The following is a 24,929-nucleotide window of genomic DNA, read 5'->3' on the forward strand; positions in this document are numbered from 1 at the left end:
AACCCACACCCGGGACTGTGCCGCACCCCGCCCATCAGGCAGCATGCTCCCATGTCCGTTCTGACGCGCGACGAAGCGCAGACCCGAGCCCGACACCTCGACATCCACCGGTACGAGGTCGACCTCGACCTCACCGGTGGCGACGACACCTTCACCTCGCGCACCGCCATCCACTTCACGGCCCACGCGGACACCGACACCTTCGTCGAGCTCAAGCCCGCCACCCTGCGCACCGCCACCCTCGACGGACAACCCCTCGACCCGGCCACCCTCGACGGCGCCCGCCTCCCCCTCAACGGCCTCACCGCAGGCCCCCACGAACTCCGCGTCGACGCCGACATGCGCTACTCCCACACCGGCGAAGGCATGCACCGCTTCACCGACCCCGTCGACGGCGAAACGTACCTCTACACCCAGCTCTGCATGGACGACGCCCAACGCGTCTTCGCCGCCTTCGACCAGCCCGACCTCAAAGCCGTCTTCGCCTTCACCATCACCGCACCCCCCACCTGGACCGTCCTCGGCAACGGCATCGCCACCCCCACCGGCAACGGCCACTGGACCATCGCCGACACCCCCCGCATCTCCACCTACCTCGCCGCCATCGCCGCCGGCCCCTACCACTCCGTACACACCGAACACCGCGGCCTGCCCTTCGCCCTCCACTGCCGCCGCTCACTCGCCCCCCACCTCGACGCCGACGCCGACGAAATCCTCACCCTCACCCGCGCCTGCTTCGACCGCTACCACGAGAAATTCGACGAGCCCTACCCCTTCGACTCCTACGACCAGGCCTTCGTCCCCGAATTCAACGCCGGCGCCATGGAAAACCCCGGCCTCGTCACCTTCCGCGACGAATTCATCTACCGCTCCGCCGTCACCGCCACCGAACGCCAAACCCGCGCCATGGTCATCGCCCACGAAATGGCCCACATGTGGTTCGGCGACCTCGTCACCCTCCAATGGTGGGACGACATCTGGCTCAACGAATCCTTCGCCGAATACATGGGCTACCAAGTCACCTCCGAAGCCACCCACTTCACCCACACCTGGACCGACTTCGGAGTCGCCCGCAAAAGCTGGGGCTACGACGCCGACCAACGCCCCTCCACCCACCCCGTCGCCCCCGACCCCCACCTCGTCCCCGACACCGCATCCGCCCAACTCAACTTCGACGGCATCTCCTACGCCAAGGGCGCATCCGCCCTACGCCAACTCGTCGCCTGGCTCGGCGAAAAAGACTTCCTCACCGGAATCAACACCCACTTCGCACGCCACAAATTCGCCAACGCCACCCTCGCCGACTTCATCGACTCACTCGCCGACGCCACCGACCGCGACGTCCACGCCTGGGCCGACACCTGGCTAGGCACCACCGGCGTCGACAAACTCACCCCCCAACCCAGCGAAACCGAAGGCCACTGGCACCTCACCGTCCACCAAGACGGCAACCGCCCCCACCGCATCACCATCGGCACCTACGACCGCGACCTCGTCGACCCCCACCACCTCATCCCCCGCAAACCCCTCGAACTCGACCTCCCCCAAAACGAAACCAGCATCACAACCCTCCCCGGCCGCCGCCCCGACCTCATCGTCCTCAACGCGGACGACCTCACCTACGCCAAAATCCGCTTCGACGACACCTCCTGGAACACCCTCAAACAACACCTCTCCGCACTCCCCGACCCCCTCACCCGCGCCGTCGTCTGGAACGCCCTACGCGACGCCGTACGCGACAGCGAACTCCCACCCGCCGCCTACCTCGAAGCGGCCCGCGCCCACCTCCCCCACGAAACCGACCTCGCCCTCGTCCAAGGCGTCCTCACCTTCGCCACCACCCACATCGCCGACCGCTACACCACCCCCGAACACCGCCCCACCGCCCTCGCCACCCTCACCGACCTCTGCCGCGACCTCATCCGCCGCACCGAAGACGGCACCAACCCCGGCCTACGCCTCACCGCCGTACGCCACCTCATCAGCGCCGCCAGCCAACCCGACACCATCCGCGACTGGTTCGACAACGGCACCGTCCCCGGCGGCCCCGAACTCGACCCCGAACTCCGCTGGCGCATCCTCACCCGACTCGCCGTACTCGGCGCCATCGACGACGCCGTCATCGACGCCGAACTCCTCCAAGACCCCAGCGCCACCGGCCAAGAAGGCGCCGCCCGCTGCCGCGCCGCCCTCCCCGACCCCGAAGCCAAACGGCAAGCCTGGGCCGACATGTTCCACACCGACCAACTCTCCAACTACCTCTTCACCGCCACCGCACAAGGCTTCTGGCAACCCGAACAACTCGACCTCGTACGCCACTACATCCCCCGCTACTACCCCGACGCCATCGCCGTCGCCGCCCGCCGCGGACCCGCCATCGCCGACGCCGCAGGCCGCTGGGCCTTCCCCGCCGTCGCCGTCACCACCGAAACCCTGCACCTCGGCGAAACCTGCCTCACCGACGCCGACCCCAGCCCCACACTCCGCCGCAAACTCATCGACCAACTCGACGACCTGGCACGCGCACTACGCGTACGAGACGCCTCCTAGAGCCGCGGCCGCCAGACCGGCTTCAGACACCCACCGCCACTGCCACCGCCTAGCACAGAGCCACCACCCGGCCCCCACTCCGCGCTCACGGAGTGGGGGCCGATAACACTTTCGGGTTCAGATCGTTGAGCTGACCGGGCGCGTCACCCCACACGCGGACAGGCTGGCGCCCCAGCACGCATCAGCAGGTGCCCGCCCGGCACCACGCGCACCCGAAGGACACCGCCATGAGCAACGCCCCGCCCCTCTCCGGAGGCACCACAGGCCCCACCGCCCTGCGGCCCCTGCTCAGCACCGTCCTCGACGCACTCCAAGACGGCGCACACAGACGCCACGGCCCCCTACCCGCCGGCGGCCCCGCCACCATCACCGCACACGTACGCAGCACCCTCGGCCCCGTACTCCCCGAACACGGCACCGGCGCCGAAGACGCCCTCCACACCCTCGTACGCCTCCTCACCGAAGGCGCCGCCGACCCCGCCGAACCCCACTGCGTCGCCCACCTCCACTGCCCACCCCTCGCCGTCGCCACCGCCGCCGACCTCGCCGCCTCCGCCCTCAACCCCTCCATGGACTCCTGGGACCAAGCCCCCGCCGCCTCCGCACTCGAAACCCTCGTCACCCACGCACTCGCCACCGAAATCCACCCCGACGGCACCGCCGACGCCCTCGTCACCACCGGCGGCACCGAAGCCAACCAACTCGCCCTCCTCCTAGCCCGCGAACAAACCCGCCACCTCCCTCACCCCGTACACCTCATCACCGGCGCCAACGCCCACCACTCCCTGCACCGCGCCGCCTGGCTCCTCGGCCTCCCCACCCCCACCACCCTCCCCACACCGGGCGGAACCCTCGACCCCGCCGCCCTCCACCACACCCTCACCGCACTCCCCGGCCCCCACCTCGTCGCCGCCACCGCAGGCACCACCGACGCCGGACTCATCGACCCACTCCCCGAAATCGCCGCCCTCTGCCACCAACACGGCGCCCGACTCCACATCGACGCCGCATACGGCGGCGGCCTCCTCTTCAGCACCACCCGCCACACCCAACTTCACGGCCTCCACCACGCCCACACCGTCGCCCTCGACCTCCACAAACTCGGCTGGCAACCCGTCGCCGCCGGACTCCTCGTCGTACGCGACCCCGGGGAAACCACCCTCCTCGCCCACCAAGCCGACTACCTCAACGCCGACGACGACACCGAAGCAGGCCTCCCCGACCTCCTCAGCCGCTCCCTACGCACCACCAGACGCCCCGACATCCTCAAAACCGCCGTCACCCTCCGCGCACTCGGCCGCACCGGAATCGGCACCCTCGTCGACACCGTCTGCACCCTCGCCACCCACTTCGCCCACCACATCAACCAACACCCCCACTTCGAGCTCTACGCCCCACCCACCATCAGCACCGTCCTGTTCCGCCCCACCGACGCCGACGACCACCACATCGCCCACACTCGACGGCAACTCCTCACCGAAGGCCAGGCCGTACTCGGCCGCGCCCGCATGGACGGCCGCCTCTGGTTCAAAGCCACCCTGCTCAACCCCCACACCACCACCGACGACCTCGCCGAACTCCTCAAACACATCGAAGCCACGCACATCGAAGCCACGCACAACGACGCAACACGCAACGCAGCAACGCACACGCAGCAGTTCGCGGAAGGAAGCACAGCCCGATGACCGCACCACACCCCACCAGCACCGCCGCCACCACCACCCAACCCGCCCAAACCCCCCACGACCTGGTCGGCATCGGCATCGGCCCCTTCAACCTCTCCCTCGCCGCCCTCGCCCACGACCTACCCGAACCCCTCACCACCGCCTTCTACGAACAACGCCCCACCTTCCACTGGCACCCAGGACTCCTCATCGACGGCGCCACCCTCCAAGTCCCCTTCCTCGCCGACCTCGTCACCCTCGCCAACCCCGCCAGCCCCTGGACCTTCCTCGCCTACCTCCGCACCATCGACCGCCTCTACCCCTTCTACTTCGCCGAGCGCTTCCACATCCAACGCAGCGAATACGACGCCTACTGCCGCTGGGTCAGCGACCAACTCCCCGGACTCCACTTCAGCCACCAAGTCGACGCCATCCGCTGGAACCACGAACGCGCCCTGTTCGAAGTCGACTTCACCCAAATCGACACCGAAGGCGAAGCCGAAGCCCTCGGCCGCACCTACACCCGCAACGTCGTCATCGGCGCAGGCACCACCCCCTACATCCCCGAACCCCTCAAACCCCTAGCCGACGCCCCCACCGTCCCCGTCATCCACGCCGCCGACTACCTCCACCACCGCGAACGCCTCCTCGCCGCCGACCACATCACCGTCATCGGCTCCGGCCAATCCGGCGCCGAAGTCTTCCTCGACCTCCTCAAACACCGCCCCGCAGGCCGCGAAAAGCTGCACTGGCTCGCCCGCACCGAAGCCTTCGCACCCATGGAGTACTCCAAGCTCGGCCTCGAACACTTCACCCCCGACTACACCCACTACTTCCACGCCCTGCCCCAAGCCCAACGCGACCGGCTCATCCCACAACAGTGGCAACTCCACAAAGGCATCGACACCGACACCATCACCGCCATCCACCACGAGCTCTACCAACGCACCCTGCACGGCGGCTGGCCCGACACCGTCCTCACCCCCGGCGTCACCGTCCGCACCGCCGGACGCGTCGCCAACACCCAAGTCGAACTCCACCTCGAACACATCCAACAAGGCACCCGCACCCGCCTCACCACCGACGCCGTCGTCCTCGCCACCGGCTACCGCGAACGCCCCCTGGACCACCTACTCGCCGGACTCGACCCCTACATCCGCCGCGACAGCGCCGAACGCCCCCGCATCGACGAGCAATACCGCCTCACCCTCGACCCCGCCATCACCGGAACCCTCTACGTCCAAAACGCCGAACGCCACACCCACGGCGTCGGCGCCCCCGACCTCGGCCTCGCCGCCTGGCGCAGCGCCACCATCCTCAACACCCTCACCGGCACCAACCCCTACCCCCTGCCCAAGCGCACCGCCTTCACCACCTTCGGCCTCACCCAGCACGAAGCCCCGGCCAGCCGCGACCAAGCCAGCACCACGGCCGAACAACGCGCCAGCAACCTCGTACAACTCAAGGGCTGACAGCCAGGCGAGTGCCACAGTGGACCGGGACACCGCGCGACGCACCCCCAACCCACCGCCGAGGGAGCCCACCCACCCATGAACCACCCCGAGAGCCAACCCGCACCCCCCGTGCCCCACGGCACCCCCGACGCACCCCGCGTCTCCGTCCGCGGTGAAGCCCACCTCGAAGTCGACCCCGAAATCGCCCGCATCACCATCACCATCACCACCCGAGGCACCGACCGACGCACCACACTCGACGACCTCACCCGCCGCAACACCGCCGCACTCGACCTCGTAAAAACCTACGGAGAAGCCATCGACAAACTCGAAACCGGCTCCTACTCCGTCACCCCCGAACTCACCAAACACGGCCGCGGCGACCGCGTACGCGCCTACCGCGGCCACGTCGACATCCACGCCGAAATCAGCGACTTCACCGCACTCGGAGAACTCACCACCCGCATCGCCGACCTAGAACTCACCCACGTCAACGGCCCCCGGTGGGCCCTACGCCCCAACTCACCCGCCCACCGCGAAGCCCGCCGCCGCGCCGTACAAGAAGCCGTCCAACGCGCCCGCGAGTACGCCGAAGCCCTCGGCACCCACCTCGACGCACTCATCGAACTCGCCGACACCGGCGCCGAGAACGCCACCCCCTACGGCCCCTACGGCCCCTACGGCACGGAGGCCATGCCCGCCGCAGGAGGCGGCATGCGATCCGTGGCCTACTCACCCGAAGAGGCCGACGCCGCCGCACCACTCGACCTCTCCCCGCAACGCCAGACCGTCTACGCCCAGATCAACGCCCGCTTCACCATGGCACCACCACGCCTCTGAATGCTCATCAGAGCGCCCCTGCGCACAATTCAACACTTGTCAATAACCCTTCACCCAAAGATGGTTGAGTCGTCACGCCCGACCAATTCGCTACCCATCGGTAAGCCCTAGGCTCGAAACATGCGCCGAGCGAAAATCGTCTCCACCCTGGGCCCAGCCACCGACTCATACGACCAGATCAAAGCCCTAGTACAAGCGGGAATGGACATCGCCCGCTTCAACCTCAGCCACGGCACCTACACCGAACACGAAACGCGCTACCAGCGCGTACGCGAAGCCTCCAACGAAACCGGCCGCGGCGTCGGCATCCTCGCCGACCTACAAGGCCCGAAGATCCGCCTCGGCCGCTTCACCGAAGGACCCGTACTCCTTGAACGCGGCGACACCTTCACCATCACCGTCGAAGACGGCACCCCAGGCGACCGCCACACCTGCGGCACCACCTACCCCGGCCTCGCCGCCGACGTCACCACCGGCGAACGCATCCTCGTCGACGACGGCAAAGTCACCCTCGAAGTCACCGACGTCAACGGCCCCCGCGTCACCACCACCGTCATCGAAGGCGGCATGGTCTCCGACCACAAAGGCCTCAACCTCCCCGGCGTCGCCGTCTCCGTCCCCGCACTCTCCGAAAAGGACGTCGAAGACCTCCGCTGGGCCCTGCGCATCGGCGCCGACATCATCGCCCTCTCCTTCGTCCGCAGCGGACGCGACGCCGCCGACGTCCACCGCGTCATGAAGGAAGAAGGCCGCCGCGTCCCCGTCATCGCCAAGATCGAAAAACCCCAGGCCGTCGAGCACATCGACGACATCGTCGCCGCCTTCGACGGCATCATGATCGCCCGCGGCGACCTCGGCGTCGAAATGCCCCTCGAAGACGTCCCCATCGTCCAAAAACGCGCCATCAAACTCGCCAAACGCAACGCCAAGCCGGTCATCGTCGCCACCCAGATGCTCGACTCCATGATCGACAACTCCCGGCCCACCCGCGCCGAAGCCTCCGACGTCGCCAACGCCGTTATCGACGGCACCGACGCCGTGATGCTCTCCGGCGAGACCAGCATCGGGAAATACCCCATCGAAACGGTCCGCACGATGGCCCGCATCGTCGAATCGGCGGAAGAGGACATCCTCGCCAAGGGCCTGCCCCCACTCACCGAACGCAACAAACCCCGCACCCAGGCGGGCGCGGTCGCCCGAGCCGCCGCCGAAATCGGCGACTTCCTCGGCGCCAAGTTCCTGGTCGCCTTCACTCAATCCGGCGACACGGTGAAGCGCCTCTCGCGCTACCGCTCCCCAATCCCGCTGCTCGCCTTCACCCCGGACCCCGCGACGCGCTCGCAGCTCAACCTCACGTGGGGCGTGGAGACGTACCTCGGCCCTCATGTCGACTCGACCGATGCGATGGTCGCGCAGGTGGACGAGCACCTGCTCAAGATCGGCCGCTGCGAACGGGGTGACATCGTGGTGATCACGGCGGGGTCCCCACCAGGGGTGCCGGGCTCGACGAACCTGGTTCGCGTGCATCACATCGGGGATGCGGTGCGTTAGCTAGTACTTCGGCCCGATGTGGGCGTCCATCAGGGCGACGGATGCCTTGCGGGCGACGGAGACGTTCAACGGGTCACTGCCTCGGGCCAGCATCGTCCACTCGACGCCGACCTTCGCCATGGTGTCGGTGCACAGCTTGCGGATGTCGTCGGACTTGTTCGTGAAGAAGTACCGGGGGTACTCGTAGCGCTTGCGCTCACCGGCGACCATGCGGGTGGTCCAGTTGGTGATCCGGCATCCGTCGGAGTGGATCAGTCCCCGGATGAACTCCCAGGGGTGGGCGTCGACGATGTCCTGCTGCCAGGGATCGAGCACGATGGCCCGCTCGTGCTTCTTGGCGGGCCCGTGCTGCGGGAAAAGGCAGGGCCAGTGTCGGCTGTAGCCGGTCACTGCGACGTAGCCGACCGCCTGTACCCGGGCTGCCTTGTTGCTGGGGTTCGCTGTCTGAACGGCTGTCACGCAGGCGTCGATGAGCCCCGGCCAGGCGTCAGCGCATGCGATGCGGAGGTAGTAGCCACCGCACGCGGTGGGGCTGATGCAGCCGTCTCCGAGGTAGAGGCCGAGTAGGTAGGAGTACGCCGCAGGATCTCCAGGCCACTCTGGCGCGGATTGGCAGCGGCAGCAGGGCCTGATCTGCGGGAGCATGCGCGGGAGCGGCTCGATACGTGTCTGCCAGGAGCGGATCGCGGCTCTAGATATGCCGGTTTGTTTGCTGACGGAGTTCAAGCTGCGCCCCTGGGCGACGAGTGCGAGAGCCCGCTTGCGCGTGTCGACGTCGTACATGCGGTCGAGCTTGCGTCGATCACTCTGCCGCAAGGGCCGCATCGTGATGCGTTCACACGATCACGTGAACATCAACCATTCTCACGTGACCTTGGAATTGCAGGAAAAGTGCCCCGGGTGGGACTCGAACCCACACTGTATGGTGTTTGAGACCATCGTCTGCTGCCAATTGGACTACCGGGGCCCAAGGAATCGAAGGTCATCTTCGATCCGCTGCCTGACCACCATACCGCAGCTAGGTAGGCTCATGGCAGCTGCAACCTGCCCCGCACCAAGGAGCCCCCGTGACCGCCCCCGAGTCGCCCCAGCCCGCCGCCGACGACGACCAGTCGCACGTGCCCCCGCTGACGACCCGCGTCGTCATCGCCGAGGATGAGGCGCTGATCCGCCTCGACCTCAAGGAGATGCTTGAGGAAGAGGGGTACTCCGTCGTCGGCGAGGCGGGCGACGGCGAGCAGGCCATCGCGCTGGCCCGTGAGCACCAGCCGGACCTGGTGATCCTGGACGTGAAGATGCCCGTCCTGGATGGGATCTCGGCGGCGGAGAAGATCACTGAGGAGTCGATCGCTCCGGTGCTGATGCTCACCGCGTTCTCGCAGCGGGATCTGGTGGAGCGTGCCCGGGACGCGGGTGCGATGGCGTACCTGGTGAAGCCGTTCAGTAAGGGTGACGTCGTTCCGGCGATCGAGATGGCCGTGTCGCGGTACACGGAGCTGAAGGCGTTGGAGAAGGAGGTCGCGGACCTCTCGTTGCGGCTGGAGACGCGGAAGCTGGTGGATCGGGCGAAGTCGATCCTGCAGACGCAGTACGGGTTGTCGGAGCCTGCTGCGTTCCGGTGGATTCAGAAGACGTCGATGGATCGTCGGCTGTCGATGCAGCAGGTCGCGGAGGCGGTTATCGAGGACGCTGAGGAGAAGAAGGCGGCGAAGGGCGAGTAGTTCTGCCTGAGTTGGTGGGTTCCGGGGCGTTGTGGGGGGCGTGTGCCGGGGGCTAGCTTCGGGGGATGGGTGGCATTGGCCCGGTGGAGCCGGGTCTGGGTACGGAGCCCACGGAGTTGGTGACGGGTCAGGCGCGCCGGGATGGCGGTGCCTGGCCCGTTGTGCGTGGGTGGTGGGTGGGGTTGTCGGCGTGGGGGCGTCGGGGGTGGGTGGCGGCCGTGTTGGCGGTGGCTTTGGTCGCGGCTGGTGTGGCGGTGTGGGTGGTGCGTCCGGGGCCTGTTGAGGAGCCGTTGGTTCCGTACCCGTTACACCTTGTGTCGGTGGTGTATGGCGGGGTTGTGGTTCCGGTCGGGGGTGGGGCTGGGGGTGCTGATGCTGGTGGGGGTGGTGGGCGTTTCGCTTTTTCGGTGACTTTTAGGGCGTTGCCGGGGTCTTCTGTGGTGGTGGAGGATGTGCGGCAGCCTTCTGAGGGGTTGTCGTTGGCCTTGGAGGCGCGTACGCCTTTCGTCCTTAATCCGGACAGTCCGCGTGAAGTGCGCATTGCTATGCGCGTGCGTGATTGTGACATTGCGCCACGGAATGTCAGGCTCCCTTTCTTGAAAGTGACGCTGCGTAATGTGCGCGCGGTGCAGACGCATAGCTTCATCCTGGGATCGGCGTATGCGAATGATCTTGCTGAGGCGGTGTCGAGGGCCTGTCCTGATGGGGCTCGTGGGTAGGGGGTCATCCTGCCCCTTCTCAATATGTGGACTTTTCGGGTGCGCGATATTGCCCCCTTTGTGACCAGGGTCATAACAAGAGCGTCACAGCATGGCCTTCACCTCTCCTCCACGCACACCTGTCCCCTTAGAGTCACGCCCAGTCACCGCGCCACCGGAATCCGACTCACTCGGTCTCCAGCGCGTACTCGGTGCTCCACGAGGGGTTGCCGTGCCAGGTGAAAGGACTGATCGTGCGTCACCGTTCCTTGCTCATACTCACCACTGCGGTTACCGCGGGGGCCCTTACTCTGTCGGCCTGCGGGTCTCGCGATGACGGCGGCAATGAGGGGGGCGGTGACGGCAAGAAGAAGACCACTGTCGTCATCGGCCTCAGCGCGCCGCTGACCGGCGACCTGTCCAGTCTTGGTCAGGGCATCAAGAACTCTGCGGATCTCGCGGTGAAGACGGCCAACAAGACCAACGAGGTCGAGGGGGTCGAGTTCAAACTGCAGGCCCTGGACGACGCGGGCCAGGCCGGTACGGGTCAGCAGAACGCCACCAAGCTGGTGGGCGCCAAGGATGTCTACGGAGTGCTTGGCCCGCTGAACTCGCATGTTGGCGAGGCCATGTTGAAGACGCTGGGCAGCGCGAACCTGGCCCAGTTGTCGCCCGCGAACACGGCTCCGCAGCTGACTCAGGGGCCGAACTGGTCCAAGGGTGACAAGAAGCGTCCGTTCGACACGTACTTCCGTACGTCGACGACCGATGCCGTGCAGGGTCCGTTCGCCGCGCAGTACGTCTACAACGAGTTGAAGTACAAGAAGGCCTTCATTCTCGACGACAAGAAGACGTATGGTGCGGGTCTGGCGAAGACCTTCAAGGAGGAGTTCGTCAACCTCGGTGGCAAGGTCGTGCAGAGCGACAGCGTCAACCCCGAGGACCGGGACTTCTCGTCGATCGCGACGAAGATCAAGAACTCGGGTGCCGACTTCGTCTACTTCGGTGGTGAGCACCCGGCCGGTGCGCCGCTGACGGACCAGATCACCAAGTCGGGGGCGAAGATCCCGCTGGTAGGTGGTGACGCGCTCTTCAGCGACGACTACATCGACCTGTCGAACAAGAACTCCGAGGGCGACATCGCGACGTCGGTCGGGGCTCCGCTGGAGACGCTGGACACGGCCAAGAAGTTCATGAAGGACTACGAGGCGCAGAACTACGACGACCCGTTCGGCCCGTTCGGTGGCTACTCGTATGACGGGACCTGGGCGATCATCCAGGCCGTGAAGGCGGTTGTCGAGGGTAACGACGGCAAGGTGCCGGGCGACCTGAAGGACGCGCGTAAGAAGATCACCGAGGCGCTGCAGAACGTGAAGTTCGACGGCATCACGGGTGAGGTCGGCTTCGACGAGTTCGGTGACACGACGAACAAGCAGCTGTCGGTGTACCAGGTCAAGAAGGGCAAGCACGTGCCGGTGGAGACGGGCACGTTCGAAGAGAAGTAGTACGTCGGAAGTAGTACTCCCGGGCTGATCGCCCGAACAGCAACGATCCTGCTGCTGCGCGGGGGCGCAAACAGCGCCCCCGCGCAGTCGTATATCTGACCACTCTCCCCGGAGGCCCCCCGGTGCAAGATTTGCCGGAGCAGCTTGCTAACGGCCTGGTTCTCGGTGCGATGTATGGACTCATCGCGATCGGTTACACCATGGTCTATGGCATAGTCCAGCTCATTAACTTCGCCCATGGCGAGATATTCATGATCGGTGGCTTTGGCGCGCTGACTGCGTGGCTGATTCTGCCGGACGGTACGGCGTTGATGGTCGCGCTGCCGGTCATGATTCTTATGGCCGTGGCGTGCTCGGTCCTTGTTGGTGTTGGTGCTGAGCGTTTTGCCTATCGGCCGTTGCGTGGCGGTCCCCGACTGGCGCCGTTGATCACGGCGATTGGTCTGTCGATCGCGTTGCAGCAGGCTATTTGGGCCTTCTATCCCGATGCGAAGAAGGATCTGACGTTTCCGCAGTTCGCGGGCGGTCCTGTGGAGATCGGTAGCCTGCTTCTGCAGCGGGGCGAGATCTTCCTGCTGATCGCTGCTCCGCTGTGCATGATCGCGTTGGCGCTGTTTGTGTCGAAGACGCGTACGGGCCGGGCGATGCAGGCGACGAGCCAGGACCCGGATACGGCCAAGTTGATGGGTATCAACACGGATCGCATCATCGTGACGGCGTTTGCGATTGGTGCGGCGTTCGCGGCGATCGCCGCTGTGGCTCATGGGTTGAAGTTTGGTCAGATCGGCTTCCGTATGGGCTTTATCGCGGGGCTGAAGGCGTTCACGGCGGCTGTGCTGGGTGGCATCGGCAATATTTACGGCGCCATGATCGGTGGTCTGGTGCTGGGCTTCGCTGAGGCTCTGGCTACTGCTTATATCGAGTTTGTTCCTGGCATGTCGCAGTTCGGTGGTGGCGCCTGGAAGGATGTGTGGGCCTTCGCGCTGCTCATCCTGGTGCTGCTGTTCCGGCCTCAGGGTCTCCTGGGCGAGCGCGTTTCGGATCGGGCGTGATTGGTATGACGACTCAGTCCTCTCAGTCCCCTCAGCCGTTGCAGCCCCCTCTGGTTCCGTTGCCTGCGGCTGGTGCCCGGTTGGCGGCCATGGGTGCGGCGGTGGCCACGTTCGCGTCCACGTTCCTGGCGTGGACCTGGACGGACGAGTTTCCGGGGAATCTGACGGTCACGGGGTATCCCGGTGGTCTGCAGGTGCTCACGCTGGTGGGTTCCGTACTGACGCTGTTGTTCCTGCTGGCGGGGCTCGGTGTGCGCGGGTTGCGCTGGTTGACGCCGGGCGGGAGTACGAGCTCGGCGTTGATGTTGGCGCTGGGTACGTTCGCGACGACCTGGTACACGGTTGCGGCCATTGCCTGGCAGTTGGGCGGCTTGGCGAATCTGGAGCCTGGTGGGTTTGTCGCGGCGGTGGCTTCGCTGCTGCTGGTGCTCTCGGTTCTTGGTCTGCCGGCCGATATGCCGTTCGATGAGGAGCATCCGCCCGCTGGTGTCCTGGCGCGTTTTCGGCATGTGCTGAAGGCGCCTGAGCCGGGTCCGGCGATGGTGTTGCCTTCGTGGGCCGAGGTGTTGTTGGTGTGCGCGGCGTGCGGGGTGGGCCTGACGGTCTTCACGTATGGCATTGGGGCTGAGGCGGAGGGTTTTGTCGGCTTCCTGATCCTGACGGGCTTTGCTGCCGCGGGTGCGTATCGCGCGGGTCTGATGCGGCGGGTGTCGTCGCTGACGCACAAGTACCGCAATGTGGCGTTGACGGCGGCGTTCTTCTCAGCGGCGCTGTTCCCGTTCACGCAGGACAGTGACGCGTACACCTCGGTGGCTGTGAGCATTCTGATCTTCGCGACGGTCGCGGTGGGTCTGAATGTCGTGGTGGGTCTGGCGGGTCTGCTGGACCTTGGCTACGTGGCGTTCCTCGGTGTGGGTGCGTACACCGCGGCGTTGGTGTCGGGTGCGCCGACGGCGGCGCTGGGTGTGCAGTTCCCGTTCTGGGCGGCGGTGCTCACGGGTGCTGTGGTCTCCATGATCTTCGGTGTGATCATTGGTGCGCCGACGCTGCGGGTGCGTGGTGACTATCTGGCGATTGTGACGCTGGGCTTCGGTGAGATCTTCCGTATCGGCATGCAGAACCTGGATGGCCAGTCGGGTCCTGACCTGACCAATGGCCCCAACGGCATTCCGGGTGTTCCCGACCTGAAGATGTTCGGGTTCGACTTCGGTGAGTCGCATACGATTCTGGGCTTCGAACTGGGCCGGTTCGCCAACTACTACCTGTTGATGCTGCTGTTCACGGCGGTCATCGTGATGGTGTTCCGGCGTTCGGACAGTTCTCGTATCGGCCGTGCCTGGGTGGCGATCCGGGAGGATGAGACCGCGGCGAGTGCCATGGGTATCAATGCCTTCCGGCTGAAGCTGCTGGCGTTCGCGCTGGGCGCGACGCTGGCGGGTGTGGCGGGTACGGTGCTGGCGCATGTCGAGTACGGAGTCCACCCTGACGGGTACAAGTTCGTGCACGCGGTGCCACCGAACTCGGCGTTCCTGCTGGCCGCGGTGATCCTCGGCGGTATGGGTACGTTGAGTGGTCCGCTGATCGGGGCGGCGCTGCTCTATCTGATTCCCAACAAGCTGCAGTTTATGGCGGATTACCAGCTGCTGCTGTTCGGTATCGCGCTGGTGCTGCTGATGCGTTTCCGTCCGGAGGGTCTGGTCGCGGACCGTAGGAAGCAGATGGAGTTCAAGGAACCAGATCAGGTGGACGCCCCCACTCATGGTGGCGGCCTCGATACCAAGACGGGGGTGTAGGGCCGCCATGACCAGTGACACCATTACCAGCACCACGGTGCTTGACGCGCGCGGCGTCACGATGCGCTTTGGCGGTCTTACCGCTGTCGGCGGCGTCGATCTCACCGTCAACGAGGGCGAGATCGTCGGTCTGATCGGCCCGAACGGCGCTGGGAAGACGACGTTCTTCAATTGTCTGACGGGGCTGTACATCCCCAGCGAGGGGCAGGTGAGTTACAAGGGAAAGGTGCTGCCGCACCGTTCTCATCTGGTGACGCAGGCCGGAGTGGCGCGGACGTTCCAGAACATCCGGCTCTTCGCCAACATGACGGTGTTGGAGAACGTGCTGGTCGGTCGCCACACCCGTACGAAGGAGGGGTTGTGGTCTGCGCTGCTGCGTACTCCGGGCTTCAAGAAGGCTGAGCGGGCTTCTGAGGAGCGGGCTATGGAGCTTCTGGAGTTCACGGGGCTCGCGGCGAAGCGGGACACGCTGGCTCGTAACCTTCCCTATGGCGAGCAGCGGAAGCTGGAGATCGCTCGTGCGTTGGCGAGTGATCCGGGTCTGTTGCTGTTGGACGAGCCGACGGCGGGTATGAATCCGCAGGAGACCAGGGCCACTCAGGATCTGGTGTTCGCGGTGCGTGATCAGGGCACCGCGGTGCTGGTCATCGAGCACGACATGCGTTTCATCTTCAACCTGTGCGACCGGGTGGCTGTGCTGGTGCAGGGGGAGAAGCTGGTCGAGGGTACGCCTGCGCAGGTGCAGAGTGACGAGCGGGTGGTCGCGGCGTATCTCGGTACTCCCTTTGAGGGGGCGCCGGGTGCTGACGAGGCGGCTGAGGTCGCGCAGGCTGAGCAGCGTACGGAAGGGGACGACCAGTGACCGCGCTTTTGCAGGTTGAGGATCTCAAGGTCGCCTACGGCAAGATCGAGGCCGTGAAGGGTATCTCCTTCAGTGTCGAGGCGGGGCAGATTGTCACGCTGATCGGGACGAATGGCGCGGGTAAGACGACGACGCTGCGGACGTTGTCGGGTCTGCTGAAGCCGTCCGGCGGGAAGATTTTCTTCGATGGGCAGCCGTTGAATGGTGTGCCCGCGCACAAGATCGTTTCGATGGGTCTGGCGCATTCGCCGGAGGGTAGGCGGATCTTTCCTCGGCTGACGATCGCGGAGAATCTGCAGCTCGGTGCGTTTCTGCGGCGTGACCCGGCGGGCATCGAGCGGGACATCCAGCGGGCCTATGAGCTCTTTCCGATTCTGGGGGAGCGTCGAAGGCAGGCAGCGGGCACGTTGTCGGGTGGTGAGCAGCAGATGCTGGCTATGGGGCGTGCGTTGATGTCTCAGCCGAAGTTGCTGATGCTGGATGAGCCGTCCATGGGTCTGTCGCCGATCATGATGCAGCGGATTGTGGAGACCATCGGCGAGTTGAAGGCGCAGGGAACCACGATTTTGCTGGTGGAGCAGAACGCCCAGGCCGCGCTGTCGCTGGCGGACGAGGGGCATGTCATGGAGATCGGGAAGATCGTTCTTTCTGGTTCGGGGCAGGATCTGCTGCATGACGAGTCGGTGCGTAAGGCGTATCTCGGCGAGGACTGAGGTGCCCTTCGCGTCCGGGTAGTTGAGAGGCCCGCGCCCCCTTTTGGGGGTGCGGGCCTCTTCGCATGCTGTGCTGTGGTGTGAAGGTGTGCGGGGCCGGGGCGGGGCGTCAGTCGGCTTGGCGGACGCGGGCCTCGTCGCTGGGGTTGATGTCGCGGAGGAGGCAGGTGAGGCGGGCGGTGCAGACGCGCTTGTCGTTCTCGTCGGTGATGACGATTTCGTACGTGGCGGTGGTGCGGCCGCGGTGTACGGGGGTGGCGACGCCGGTGACTAGGCCGGAGCGGGCGCCGCGGTGGTGGGTGCAGTTGAGGTCGACGCCGACGGCGATCTTGTTGACGCCGCCGTGCAGCATGGAGCCGACGGAGCCGAGGGTTTCGGCGAGTACGGCGGAGGCGCCGCCGTGCAGCAGGCCGTAGGGCTGGGTGTTGCCCTCGACCGGCATGGTGCCGACGACGCGGTCCGCGGAGGCCTCGATGACCTGGACGCCCATGCGGGTGCCGAGGTGGCCCGCGGAGAAGAGTGCGGGCAGGTCCACGCCGAGTGTGGCGTACTCGTCGATGACCTCTTGCGGGAACTTCACGTGATGTTGCTCGCCCATGGGGCACGGCTCCGATCGTCGTCGTTCGTTGACGTGTGCACCGTTCCTATCAGGTCGCTGAGCGGACGCTTAGACCGGGCTGACGGTTAGGCCGGGCTGACCGTTAGGCCGGGCTGGTTGGTTCCAGGCGTACGACGATGGACTTGCTGGTCGGGGTGTTGCTGGTGTCGGCGGTCGCGTCCAGGGGGACCAGCACGTTGGTCTCCGGGTAGTACGCGGCGGCGCAGCCGCGGGCCGTGGGGTAGTGCACGACGCGGAAGCCGGGGGCGCGCCGTTCGACGCCGTCCGTCCACTCGCTGACGAGGTCAGCGTAGCCGCCGTCGGGCAGGCCGAGCTGGTCCGCGTCGGTGGGGTTGACCAGGACGACGCGGCGGCCGTTCTTGATGCCGCGGTAGCGGTCGTCGAGGCCGTAGATGGTGGTGTTGTACTGGTCGTGGGAGCGCAGGGTCTGCAGGAGCAGCCGGCCTTCGGGGAGCTCGGGGTGGGTGACGGGGGCGGCGGTGAAGTTGGCCTTGCCGGTGGCCGTGGGGAAGCGGCGTTCGTCGCGTGGGGCGTGCGGGAGGGTGAAGCCGCCGGGGTGCGCTACGCGCGCGTTGAAGTCCTCGAAGCCGGGGATGACGCGGGCGATGCGGTCGCGGATGGTGGCGTAGTCCTTCTCGAACTCTTCCCAGGGGGTGTGGCTGGTCTCGCCCAGGACGCGGCGGGCCAGTCGGCAGACGATCGCGGGCTCGGACAGCAGCTGCCCGCTGGCGGGCTTCAGGCGTCCGCGTGAGGCGTGCACCATGCCCATGGAGTCCTCGACGGTGACGAACTGCTCGCCGCTGCCCTGGAGGTCCCGCTCGGTGCGTCCGAGGGTGGGCAGGATCAGGGCGCGGGCGCCGGTCACGGTGTGTGAGCGGTTGAGTTTGGTGGAGACGTGGACGGTGAGGCGGGCGCGGCGCATCGCGTCTTCGGTGACGTCGGTGTCGGGGGATGCCGCGACGAAGTTGCCGCCCATGGCGAAGAAGACCTTGGCCTGGCCGTCCCTGAGGGCGCGGATGGACCGTACGACGTCGAGGCCGTAGTGGCGGGGCGGGGCGAAGCCGAACTCCTTCTCCAGGGCGTCCAGGAACGCCGGGGCGGGGCGCTCGAAGATGCCCATGGTGCGGTCGCCCTGCACGTTGGAGTGGCCGCGGACCGGGCAGACACCGGCGCCGGGGCGGCCGATGTTGCCGCGCAGCAGCAGGAAGTTGACGACCTCACGGATGGTGGGGACGGCGTGCTTGTGCTGGGTGAGGCCCATGGCCCAGCACACGACGGTGCGCTGGGATGCCAGGATCATCCGCAGGGCCTGTTCGATGGCGGTGCGGTCCAGGCCGGTGGCGGTGAGGGTGTCGTCCCAGTCGGCGGCCAGGGCCGCTTCCTTGAAGGCGTCGAAGCCGTGCGTGTGCTCGGCGATGAACTCCTCGTCGACCGCGCCCTGGGTCTCCAGTATGAGCTTGTTCAGCAGGCGGAACAGGGCCTGGTCGCCGCCGAGGCGGATCTGCAGGAAGAGGTCGGTGAGGGCGGTGCCCGCTCCGGCGAGGCCCTTGGGAGTCTGCGGGTTCTTGAAGCGCTCCATGCCCGCCTCGGGCAGCGGATTGACCGTGATGATCTTCGCGCCGGATGCCTTGGCGCGCTCCAGGGCGGAGAGCATCCGGGGGTGGTTGGTGCCGGGGTTCTGCCCGGCGACGATGATCAGGTCCGCCTGGTAGAGGTCATCGAGCAGGACGCTGCCCTTGCCGACGCCGATGGTCTCGGTGAGCGCGGAGCCCGAGGACTCGTGGCACATGTTGGAGCAGTCGGGCAGGTTGTTCGTGCCGAACTCGCGGGCGAAGAGCTGGTAGAGGAACGCCGCTTCGTTGCTGGTGCGGCCCGAGGTGTAGAAGAGCGCCTCGTCGGGGGAGCCGAGTGCGGCCAGCTCGTCGGCGATGATGTCGAAGGCGCGCTCCCAGGGCACCGGCTCGTACTGGTCAGCGCCCTCGGCGAGATACATGGGGTGGGTGAGCCGCCCCTGCTGGCCCAGCCAGTACCCGCTGCGCCGGGCGAGGTCGGACACCGGGTGGGTGGCGAAGAAGTCGCTGGTGACCCGGCGCAGGGTGGCCTCTTCGGCGACGGCCTTCGCGCCGTTCTCACAGAACTCCGCGCGGTGGCGGTGCTCGGGCTCGGGCCAGGCGCAGCCGGGGCAGTCGAAGCCGTCTTTCTGGTTGACCTTGAGCAGGGTGAGCGCGGTACGGCGCACGCCCATCTGCTGCTGTGCCATCCGCAGCGTGTGACCGACGGCGGGCAGCCCGGCGGCCGCGTGCTGCGGCGCTTCGACCTGGGGCGCGTCCTGGACGGGGTCGCCTGAGGGGGGCTTGCCTGTCATGCTCGGTCTCCTTCGACCAGTACCTGAGCCAGCGTGGAGTGGTGTGTCCGATACTCCCACGGGGCTACGACAGTGGCCGGGCACCGCGGTGGAGCGGAGCTGGTTGTCAGTGGGGCGTGGGAGTATCGGACGCGTGGCAGAAACAGCATCGAACAAGACTGAGAACGCGACCGTGGCGACCTCCGGCAAGCGCCCCCGCCTGATGCTCATGGACGGGCATTCGCTGGCGTACCGGGCGTTCTTCGCGCTGCCCGCGGAGAACTTCACCACGGCGTCCGGCCAGCCGACGAACGCCGTGTACGGCTTCGCGTCGATGCTGGCGAACACCCTGCGGGACGAGGAACCCACTCACTTCGCGGTGGCCTTCGACGTGTCCCGCAGCACCTGGCGCTCGCAGGAGTTCGCCGAGTACAAGGCGAATCGCTCCAAGACGCCGGACGAGTTCAAGGGGCAGGTGGAGCTGATCGGTGAGCTGCTGGACACGATGCGTGTCGAGCGGTTCGCGGTGGACGGCTTCGAGGCGGACGACATCATCGCCACGCTCGCCACGCAGGCCGAGGCGGCGGGCTTTGACGTGCTGGTCGTCACTGGTGACCGTGACGCGTTCCAGCTGGTCAGCGACCATGTGACCGTGCTGTACCCGACCAAGGGCGTCTCCGAGCTCACCCGCTTCACCCCGGAGAAGGTGCAGGAGAAGTACGGCCTCACCCCGGCGCAGTACCCGGACTTCGCGGCCCTGCGCGGCGACCCGTCCGACAACCTCCCGGGCATCCCCGGTGTCGGTGAGAAGACCGCCGCGAAGTGGATCAACCAGTTCGGTTCGTTCGCGGACCTGGTGGAGCGCGCGGACGAGGTCAAGGGCAAGGCGGGGCAGAACTTCCGCGACCACATCGAGGCGGTGAAGCTGAACCGCCGGCTGACCGAGATGGTCCGCGAGGTGGAGCTGCCCCGGGGTGTCGAGGACCTGGAGCGCGCGGGCTACGACCGCAAGGCGCTCGCCGTGTTCCTGGACACCCTGGAGATCCGCAACCCCTCGCTGCGTGAGCGGCTGCTCGCCGTCGACCCCGGGGCGGCGGAGGCGGCCGATGAGGCGCCGCCCGCCGCGGGTGTGGAGCTGGACCCCGCGGTGCTGGGCACGGGGGAGCTGGCGCCCTGGCTCGCCGAGCACGGCGCCGTGGTGCTCGGCCTGGCCGCCGTCGACTCCTGGACGCTGGGCAGCGGCTCGGTGACCGAGGTGGCGCTCGCCACCGCCGAGGGGCCCGCCGCCTGGTTCGAGCCCTCGCACCTCGACCAGGCCGACGAGAACGCCTTCGCGGCCTGGCTCGCCGACGCCGACCGGCCCAAGGTCCTGCACAACGCCAAGAACGCCATGCGGGTCTTCGCCGAGCACGGCTGGACCATCGACGGCATCGTGATGGACAGCGCGCTCGCCGCGTATCTGGTCAAGCCGGGCCGCCGCTCCTTCGCGCTAGACGCGCTGTCCCTGGAGTACCTGGGCCGGGAGCTCGCCCCCGCGGCCGCGGCCGACGGGCAGCTCGCCTTCGGCGCGGACGACGCGGCCCAGGCCGAGTCGTTGATGCTTCAGGCCCGTACGATCCTCGACCTGGGGACGGCCTTCGGCGAGAAGCTCCAGGAAGTCGGCGCGGCCGACCTGCTGCGGGACATCGAGCTGCCGACATCGGAGCTGCTGGCCCGCATGGAGCGGCACGGCATCGCGGCCGACCGGCCCCATCTGGAGGCCATGGAGCAGCTGTTCGCGGGTGCCGTCCAGCAGGCGGTGAAGGAGGCGCACGCCGCGGCGGGGCACGAGTTCAACCTGGGCTCGCCCAAGCAGCTCCAGGAAGTCCTCTTCGGTGAGCTGGGTCTGCCCAAGACCAAGAAGACCAAGACCGGTTACACCACGGACGCGGACGCGTTGGCCTGGCTCGCCACCCAGACGGACAACGAGCTGCCGGTCATCATGCTGCGCCACCGCGAGCAGGCGAAGCTCCGGGTCACCGTCGAGGGCCTGATCAAGACCATCGCCGCGGACGGCCGCGTGCACACCAGTTTCAGTCAGATCGTGGCCGCGACCGGACGCCTGTCCTCCACCGACCCCAACCTGCAGAACGTTCCGGTGCGCACCGACGAGGGCCGGGCCATCCGCCGCGGCTTCGTGGTGGGTGAGGGCTACGAGTCGCTGATGACGGCGGACTACAGCCAGATCGAACTCCGGGTGATGGCGCACCTCTCCGAGGACGAGGGCCTCCTGGAGGCCTTCACCTCGGGAGAGGACCTGCACACCACCGTCGCCTCGCAGGTGTTCGGCGTCGAGCGGTCCGCGGTCGACGCCGAGATGCGCCGCAAGATCAAGGCCATGTCGTACGGCCTGGCCTACGGCCTGTCGGCGTTCGGGCTCTCCCAGCAGCTGAACATCGAGGCGGCCGAGGCCCGTGCCCTGATGGACACCTACTTCGAGCGGTTCGGCGGGGTACGCGACTACCTGCGCCGGGCCGTCGACGAGGCACGCGCCACCGGCTACACCGAGACGATGCTGGGCCGCCGCCGTTATCTGCCCGACCTCAACAGCGACAACCGCCAGCGCCGCGAGGCGGCCGAGCGGATGGCGCTCAACGCCCCGATTCAGGGGACGGCGGCCGACATCGTCAAGGTCGCCATGCTCCGGGTCGACCGGGCGCTGCGGGAGGCGAAGCTGACCTCGCGGGTGCTCCTCCAGGTGCACGACGAAATCGTGCTGGAGATCGCCCCCGGTGAGCGGGCCGCGGTCGAGGAGATCGTGCGCCGCGAAATGGCGGCCGCGGTGCGGCTGAGGGCACCGCTGGACGTGTCGGTGGGTGTCGGCGCGGACTGGGAGTCGGCCGCGCACTGACCGTGCGGACACCCGGTTGGACCCCGTGCTCGTGCTGGGGCGGGTGGGCCGGGGCAGCGTGGCAGTCATGGCACTTCGCATACGCCGCTACTGGCGGCCCGCCGTCGCGGCGGCGGTCGCTTCGACGCTGATCGGCCCGATATCCGTGGCGGAGGTTCGGTCGGGGCGTCGTGCCGCGACCTGCCGCTCCGCCCGTGACCCCGATCTGGCCGCCCGGATGTCCCACGACATCCGGGCGGCTCTGTCGTTCCGTGGCCTGTCCCCGCGTGGCACCGCCCCGCTCGACCCGCCCGACGACCGCGGCGACCTGTGGTGCGCGCCCCACGACCGTGGCCGTCTCGGCACGGCGAGCGTCGCCAGGGTGCTGATCGTCGAGACGCTGCTGCGGTACGCCGAGGAGCTGCGCCGCTGGCTCGTCCGGTTCCGCACGCGCGGCATCCCGCCCATGATCATGGCGTCGGACGGCCCCGTCACCGTCCGCCCGTACAGCCGATGAGGCGACCCCTCCGGTACGAGCCGTGCCCGGCGCGGTCCACGGCTGTGTAACGGTGGCGAACCCGTACCCACCAAAGGAGGGAGAAAGCGGACAGGAAGCGCTGTCTGCGCGGCGGAAGTTGTCGTAGGGTCACCTGCGTCAGCACGCTGGGGAGCGTGCCGCCGTCGCACGGGAGGGGACCACACGTATGGCAGCGGTATTCGGCCGTCGACTCCGCAAGGGAACCGCGACGGCCGCGGTGGCCGCGGCCGCGATCGCGGCCCTGTCCGGCTCGCAGGCTCCCGGACTGACCGATACCGCGCAGGGCAGAGAGCCCGCCACGTCGACCGAGCCGTCGCCCGACGGCTCCGACGCTGGCGATTCCGCCACCGGCGACTCCCCGTATTACACCGAACTGCCGCCCCTGGAAACGCCCGTGCCCGTGCCGTCGGACAAGGACACCGACGCGCCCATCGGCACCGGCGAGGCCGAGGCGGGCATACCCGCCACCGTCCTGGATGCGTACAAGAAGGCCGAGGCGGCGCAGCGCGAACTGCGGCCCGGCTGCAACCTCCCCTGGCAACTGCTCGCCGCGATCGGCAAGGTCGAGTCGGGCCAGGCACGCGGCGGCCGCGTCGACGCGAACGGCACCACCCTCTCGCCGATACTCGGCCCCGTACTCGACGGCAACGGCTTCGCCAACATCTCCGACACCGACGGCGGTGCGTACGACGGCGACACCACGTACGACCGGGCGGTCGGGCCCATGCAGTTCATCCCGTCCACCTGGGCGAGTTGGGGACGCGACGGAAGTGGCGACGGCAGGAAAGACCCCAACAACATCTACGACGCCGCGCTCGCCGCGGCCGCGTACCTCTGCGCAGGCGGCCGTGACCTGTCCGTGCAGGGTGATCTGCGCCAGGCGATCCTGAGCTACAACCGTTCCGAGGAATACCTCAACACCGTTCTGTCCTGGCTCGAGTACTACCGCAAGGGCACGCACCAGGTGCCGGACGGCAGCGGTGTGCAGCCGGAGCCGGGCAACCGCAGCGACAACAAGGGCAAGGGCGCGGGCGGCGGGAAGGGCCAGGGCGGCGGCAAGGGCCAGGGCGGCAGCACGCCGAGCCCGTCGCTGACACCTCCGGCCTCGTCGGGCGAGACCGGCAAGCCGGACCCTTCGCCCAGTCCCGACCCTTCGCCGAACAAGCCGAACAAGCCGGAAAAGCCGAAGAACCCCGACCCCGTGAAGCCCGTCGACCCGAGCACTCCGCCCCCGTCGCCGTCGCCGTCGCCGTCCCCGAAGCCGACGCCTGAACCGACGCCTGAGCCGACGCCGCCTCCCACCGAACCCGTCGAACCTGCCGACCGCGTGGCCGTTCTCAGGGACGCCGGTACCGGCACGCTCACCGCCACCGAAGGCAGCGAGTTCACCGCGCGGCCCAGCGTGCGGGCGCGCGGCGTCACGGGCGCGGGTGTGGCGAAGGTCCAGGTGAAGTTCGAGATCGTTGGTCCCAGCGACAGCGACAGCGACAGCGACAGCGACAGCGACAGCGAAGCCGACGGCGCCAGCGAAACCGGCACCGAAACCGGCACCGACGCCACCTTCGCCGAAGGCGCCACCAGCGCCACGGTCACCACCGACAGCGACGGCCTGGCCACCGCGCCGGTCCTGACGGCAGGCGAGCGGACCGGTGAGTTCACGATTCGCGCCTCGGTCGTCGGCCGTACGCTCAAGAGCGTCGAGTTCACCGCGACCGTCACCGCCCGCCAGGCGGACACCCTCGCCAGGACCAGCGACGAGGAAGAGCTGACCTGCGCACCCGGCGGCGAGTTCGCCGAAGTGGTCGAGGTGAAGGCGACCCTGGACGGCAAGGCCGCCCCGGGCGTCACGGTCACCGCCACCATGATCAAGTCCCTGGACGAGCCAGACGCGCGGGACGAGGACGACGGGGGCCCGTACTTCAAGGACGCCGACGGCAACCCCGTCCGCGCGCTGCGGGGCTTGAAGACCGACAGGGACGGCGTGCTGACCCTCCCGCAGATGTTCGCGGACGACACCGAGGGCACCTACCTGCTGCGCCTCAACGCCATCGGCGGCGGCACCCTGACAGTCGAGCTCACCGTCGGCTGACCGCGACGCCCGCCGGACACCGCCCCCGCACCGCACCGCACCGCCCCCGTCGCCAGCAGTGGCAGCG

Annotated in this window: 17 protein-coding genes and 1 tRNA gene; 14 read left to right on the forward strand and 4 right to left on the reverse strand. The window is 67.6% G+C overall.

All coding sequences use genetic code 11. The features are described 5' to 3' along the window. The first annotated feature begins 51 nt into the window (after positions 1-51). From pepN to pyk, 5 genes are all read left to right on the forward strand, one after another. Entirely contained in the window at positions 52-2,550 is a 2,499-nt protein-coding gene (gene pepN, locus GCN81_RS10455; RefSeq protein WP_156724004.1) for an aminopeptidase N, read from the forward strand. 227 nt (positions 2,551-2,777) lie between these two features. Next, entirely contained in the window at positions 2,778-4,235 is a 1,458-nt protein-coding gene (locus tag GCN81_RS10460) for a pyridoxal phosphate-dependent decarboxylase family protein (RefSeq protein WP_156724006.1), read from the forward strand. Then, positions 4,232-5,686, forward strand: coding sequence for a lysine N(6)-hydroxylase/L-ornithine N(5)-oxygenase family protein (locus tag GCN81_RS10465; protein WP_156724008.1), 1,455 nt, complete (start codon positions 4,232-4,234; stop codon positions 5,684-5,686). Before GCN81_RS10460 ends, GCN81_RS10465 begins: the two co-directional genes overlap by 4 nt. 78 nt (positions 5,687-5,764) lie before the next feature. Continuing rightward, positions 5,765-6,508, forward strand: coding sequence for an SIMPL domain-containing protein (locus GCN81_RS10470; RefSeq protein ID WP_156724009.1), 744 nt, complete (start codon positions 5,765-5,767; stop codon positions 6,506-6,508). Positions 6,509-6,628: 120 nt separating this feature from the next. Further along, positions 6,629-8,059 carry a pyruvate kinase gene (gene pyk, locus GCN81_RS10475; protein ID WP_156724011.1) on the forward strand — a complete coding sequence of 477 codons (1,431 nt, stop codon included), beginning with the start codon at positions 6,629-6,631 and terminating at the stop codon, positions 8,057-8,059. Here pyk and GCN81_RS10480 read toward each other — a convergent pair whose 3' ends face one another. Then, complete coding sequence (locus GCN81_RS10480) at positions 8,060-8,842, reverse strand: RNA methyltransferase (RefSeq protein ID WP_156724013.1); 783 nt, start codon at positions 8,840-8,842, stop codon at positions 8,060-8,062. A 109-nt stretch (positions 8,843-8,951) separates the two neighbouring features. Further along, positions 8,952-9,026: transfer RNA gene (locus GCN81_RS10485), tRNA-Leu, on the reverse strand. Positions 9,027-9,126: 100 nt separating this feature from the next. On the opposite strand from GCN81_RS10485, the gene GCN81_RS10490 reads away from it, so the two are divergent. From GCN81_RS10490 to GCN81_RS10515, 6 genes are all read left to right on the forward strand, one after another. Continuing rightward, positions 9,127-9,780 (forward strand): ANTAR domain-containing response regulator, encoded by a 654-nt coding sequence (locus GCN81_RS10490; RefSeq protein WP_156724015.1) that lies wholly within the window; start codon positions 9,127-9,129, stop codon positions 9,778-9,780. A 952-nt stretch (positions 9,781-10,732) separates the two neighbouring features. Continuing rightward, positions 10,733-11,983 carry a branched-chain amino acid ABC transporter substrate-binding protein gene (locus GCN81_RS10495; protein WP_156724017.1) on the forward strand — a complete coding sequence of 417 codons (1,251 nt, stop codon included), beginning with the start codon at positions 10,733-10,735 and terminating at the stop codon, positions 11,981-11,983. A gap of 122 nt (positions 11,984-12,105) precedes the next feature. After that, complete coding sequence (locus GCN81_RS10500; RefSeq protein WP_156724019.1) at positions 12,106-13,035, forward strand: branched-chain amino acid ABC transporter permease; 930 nt, start codon at positions 12,106-12,108, stop codon at positions 13,033-13,035. A gap of 5 nt (positions 13,036-13,040) precedes the next feature. Continuing rightward, positions 13,041-14,828 carry a branched-chain amino acid ABC transporter permease gene (locus GCN81_RS10505; RefSeq protein ID WP_156724020.1) on the forward strand — a complete coding sequence of 596 codons (1,788 nt, stop codon included), beginning with the start codon at positions 13,041-13,043 and terminating at the stop codon, positions 14,826-14,828. 7 nt (positions 14,829-14,835) lie between these two features. Further along, the gene (locus GCN81_RS10510) at positions 14,836-15,690 is read left to right on the forward strand and encodes an ABC transporter ATP-binding protein (RefSeq protein ID WP_156724022.1); all 855 of its coding nucleotides are present in this window, start codon (positions 14,836-14,838) and stop codon (positions 15,688-15,690) included. Continuing rightward, positions 15,687-16,403, forward strand: a complete 717-nt coding sequence (locus tag GCN81_RS10515) for an ABC transporter ATP-binding protein (protein ID WP_156724024.1) — start codon at positions 15,687-15,689, stop codon at positions 16,401-16,403. The genes GCN81_RS10510 and GCN81_RS10515 overlap by 4 nt, the downstream gene beginning before the upstream one ends. Before the next feature lie 109 nt (positions 16,404-16,512). On the opposite strand, the gene GCN81_RS10520 is transcribed toward GCN81_RS10515, so the two are convergent. Both GCN81_RS10520 and GCN81_RS10525 read right to left on the reverse strand, forming a co-directional pair. Next, complete coding sequence (locus GCN81_RS10520) at positions 16,513-17,001, reverse strand: PaaI family thioesterase (RefSeq protein ID WP_156724026.1); 489 nt, start codon at positions 16,999-17,001, stop codon at positions 16,513-16,515. A gap of 103 nt (positions 17,002-17,104) precedes the next feature. Then, on the reverse strand, positions 17,105-19,387 hold the full coding sequence (locus tag GCN81_RS10525) for an FdhF/YdeP family oxidoreductase (protein WP_156724028.1): 2,283 nt from the start codon (positions 19,385-19,387) through the stop codon (positions 17,105-17,107). A 133-nt stretch (positions 19,388-19,520) separates the two neighbouring features. On the opposite strand from GCN81_RS10525, the gene polA reads away from it, so the two are divergent. The 3 genes from polA to GCN81_RS10540 all read left to right on the forward strand — a co-directional run bounded on the left by polA (position 19,521) and on the right by GCN81_RS10540 (position 24,862). Then, positions 19,521-22,256 carry a DNA polymerase I gene (gene polA, locus GCN81_RS10530; RefSeq protein WP_156724030.1) on the forward strand — a complete coding sequence of 912 codons (2,736 nt, stop codon included), beginning with the start codon at positions 19,521-19,523 and terminating at the stop codon, positions 22,254-22,256. Positions 22,257-22,323: 67 nt separating this feature from the next. After that, positions 22,324-22,752: a hypothetical protein gene (locus GCN81_RS10535; protein ID WP_156724032.1), complete on the forward strand. Its 429-nt coding sequence runs from the start codon at positions 22,324-22,326 to the stop codon at positions 22,750-22,752. A 187-nt stretch (positions 22,753-22,939) separates the two neighbouring features. Then, entirely contained in the window at positions 22,940-24,862 is a 1,923-nt protein-coding gene (locus tag GCN81_RS10540) for a lytic transglycosylase domain-containing protein (protein ID WP_156724034.1), read from the forward strand. Positions 24,863-24,929: the final 67 nt, after the last annotated feature.

Origin of the sequence: Streptomyces apocyni (assembly GCF_009739465.1) — a bacterium.
Classification (GTDB): Bacteria; Actinomycetota; Actinomycetes; order Streptomycetales; family Streptomycetaceae; genus Streptomyces; species Streptomyces apocyni.

Coding starts and splice junctions, on each gene's coding strand:
- pepN (WP_156724004.1), top strand. CDS start 52: ATGTCCGTTCTGACGCGCGACGAAGCGCAGACCCGAGCCCGACACCTC.
- GCN81_RS10460 (WP_156724006.1), top strand. CDS start 2,778: ATGAGCAACGCCCCGCCCCTCTCCGGAGGCACCACAGGCCCCACCGCC.
- GCN81_RS10465 (WP_156724008.1), top strand. CDS start 4,232: ATGACCGCACCACACCCCACCAGCACCGCCGCCACCACCACCCAACCC.
- GCN81_RS10470 (WP_156724009.1), top strand. CDS start 5,765: ATGAACCACCCCGAGAGCCAACCCGCACCCCCCGTGCCCCACGGCACC.
- pyk (WP_156724011.1), top strand. CDS start 6,629: ATGCGCCGAGCGAAAATCGTCTCCACCCTGGGCCCAGCCACCGACTCA.
- GCN81_RS10480 (WP_156724013.1), bottom strand. CDS start 8,842: ATGTACGACGTCGACACGCGCAAGCGGGCTCTCGCACTCGTCGCCCAG.
- GCN81_RS10505 (WP_156724020.1), top strand. CDS start 13,041: ATGACGACTCAGTCCTCTCAGTCCCCTCAGCCGTTGCAGCCCCCTCTG.
- GCN81_RS10510 (WP_156724022.1), top strand. CDS start 14,836: ATGACCAGTGACACCATTACCAGCACCACGGTGCTTGACGCGCGCGGC.
- GCN81_RS10520 (WP_156724026.1), bottom strand. CDS start 17,001: ATGGGCGAGCAACATCACGTGAAGTTCCCGCAAGAGGTCATCGACGAG.
- GCN81_RS10525 (WP_156724028.1), bottom strand. CDS start 19,387: ATGACAGGCAAGCCCCCCTCAGGCGACCCCGTCCAGGACGCGCCCCAG.
- GCN81_RS10535 (WP_156724032.1), top strand. CDS start 22,324: ATGGCACTTCGCATACGCCGCTACTGGCGGCCCGCCGTCGCGGCGGCG.
- GCN81_RS10540 (WP_156724034.1), top strand. CDS start 22,940: ATGGCAGCGGTATTCGGCCGTCGACTCCGCAAGGGAACCGCGACGGCC.